This window comes from Acinetobacter sp. UBA2063, assembly GCF_002333245.1.
GTDB lineage: Bacteria > Pseudomonadota > Gammaproteobacteria > Pseudomonadales > Moraxellaceae > Acinetobacter > Acinetobacter parvus.
The window spans coordinates 6,767-8,773 of sequence record NZ_DDAH01000055.1; the positions used below are offsets into that span (position 1 = coordinate 6,767).

Sequence of the window (2,007 nt, forward strand, 5' to 3'; positions counted from 1 at the left end):
GTCATTTTGAGTGTAATGGTAAATACAGTGATGTAATAAAACACTTATTTTTTTAGTTGATAACGACGGAATGAAGAGTTCTTCACGGCATTTTTTTAATGCATGTGCGACCTGTTCTTGCTTCACTGTTGGCGGTTGTCTTAAACCCTCTACCAGCTCTTTTACTAAAGGCAAATCGAAATGGGTCACCTGATTAAGCAATTGGTCTTTGTATTCAAAAGCAGAGTCCTCAAACAGTGTGAATTTGGAACGTAGAAAATATTGATCGTTTTCAAAAATGACCTTCTGTCGTTTATTGAGTGCATAGCGTTGTCTGGATTGTAGATATAGCCATTGCTCAATAGGAACACCACTCAAGAAACTGAGTAAGATAAAAAGATATGCTTTGTTTTTTTCTGGATGATTTAAATAGAGTTGATGACAATGTTGTACAAGTAAGCTCAGGCTATTGAAGTCTGGATAATGCTTGCTACACATAAAATCATGCTGCTGTCTAATAATGTGTTGTTGTGTGAGCTGGCTAATTTTATGTTGTAAAAAACTAGATTGGCTTGTTAATGGCGATACCTGTGCTGTATTGATTGAGTATTGCTGATTTGGCTGTTCATCCTGTAATTTCTCGTAATATAGAGCAGGATCTTCCTTTTGTAGTATGTCTTGTGGGCAGCATAAAATTGCGCCGTACTCATCTAGATAATGTGGTTCATCTATGTGTTTGGGCGGTGCTGAATAATTTTTTTTAGGTTTCAGTGCCAACACATAATCATAAAAACGCCGTAGATCAAGAATCAATAAATATTGAAAACGGTTCAGATTAGAATTGGTTTCTAAGCTGCGTAAGCTCTTTACAAACTCAGCTAATGGTGTTTTATCGCTAGGAAGTTGTTGCCATAGCCATAAATATTTTTGTTGAGACTTACTGAGCTGTGTTGCTTGCTGCGATGCAGCATAAGCTTCATTTGCTAACCTAAATCGATCAAGTACTTTAATAATCGTTGTTTGATGGTCTTTTTTACCTGAATTTGGAATAGATTTAAGAATGCAGGCAGCATGTAAATTGTGGACTGACCATCGCTGTATAACAGAATGCTGGGAGTGCTGTTGTACTGAATAAATATAAGCACAAATAGGATTTGCTGAAACAGAAGGTGGAGCAGGTAGAAACAGTGATTGGTGATTCTGCCCTATCTCATTATCGAGCTTTAATAACTGCTTCAGTTCAGGGATATCAACTGTGCGATTTAGGTATTGCTCAAGTACTTCAGCATAATGGTCGTGTATGAACTCTTGCTCTAAAAGGCGCTGAATTAATGGCTTACTCTGCATGTTGCGCTCTCCAAAAAAGGTTTGGGCTCGGTTCAGGATGTTTGAGTGCTTCGCATTTTTCAGTGAGTTGCTGGATTTTTTCGGTGTAACTAGAGTGGATTTGTTTTTGTTGATACAAGAGCTGATTACGACTACAGCCGATGAGTTTTGCGAGCAAATCAAGCGATAACTCACAGCGTGGTTTTTCAGAGTGAAGTGCATTTAGGTCATAAATCGCATGCTTAGAAAGTGAAGCATTGAATGTATGTAGTACGCTATTTGGATTAATACATTTAATATCAATTTTAAGCTCAGTGATTAATTTGAATAAGCGTGTACTGAGTTGATATTTGAGCAGAGGTAGGTCGATGTCGGTTTGCACAATATAGCGTGCATTGATGGATAAACTTTGTGTTTTGGAAGTATATAGAAGCAGGAAGTTATCCAAGACGAAGAACTCATTCTCTGAAATTTTTGAGGGATAAAGTAACTTGATATCGGGCTGATAAATTGAAGGCAATTTTGCTGCCTTTAAGATTTGTGCATAGCAATTGTAAATTTTACTTAAAGGTGGGTATGGGGTAAGGGTGACCTGATGTGAGTCAAACTTAGCTTTAGCGTATTTCTTCTGATTTGAGTGTTTAGATGCCATGTTTATGCTCCTTATTTTAGTAATGTAAACTCTGTACACGACAAATTTCA

Annotated in this window: 1 protein-coding gene and 1 pseudogene; both read right to left on the bottom strand. The window is 37.2% G+C overall.

The features are described from left to right. Nucleotides 1-1,326 (bottom strand): annotated as a pseudogene (locus B4H32_RS02740) (hypothetical protein); the annotation flags it as partial. Next, a complete protein-coding gene (locus B4H32_RS02745) occupies nucleotides 1,316-1,957 on the bottom strand; it encodes a hypothetical protein (RefSeq protein ID WP_004679635.1) in 642 nt (213 codons plus the stop codon). The pseudogene B4H32_RS02740 and the gene B4H32_RS02745, both read right to left, overlap by 11 nt. Nucleotides 1,958-2,007 lie beyond the last annotated feature (50 nt).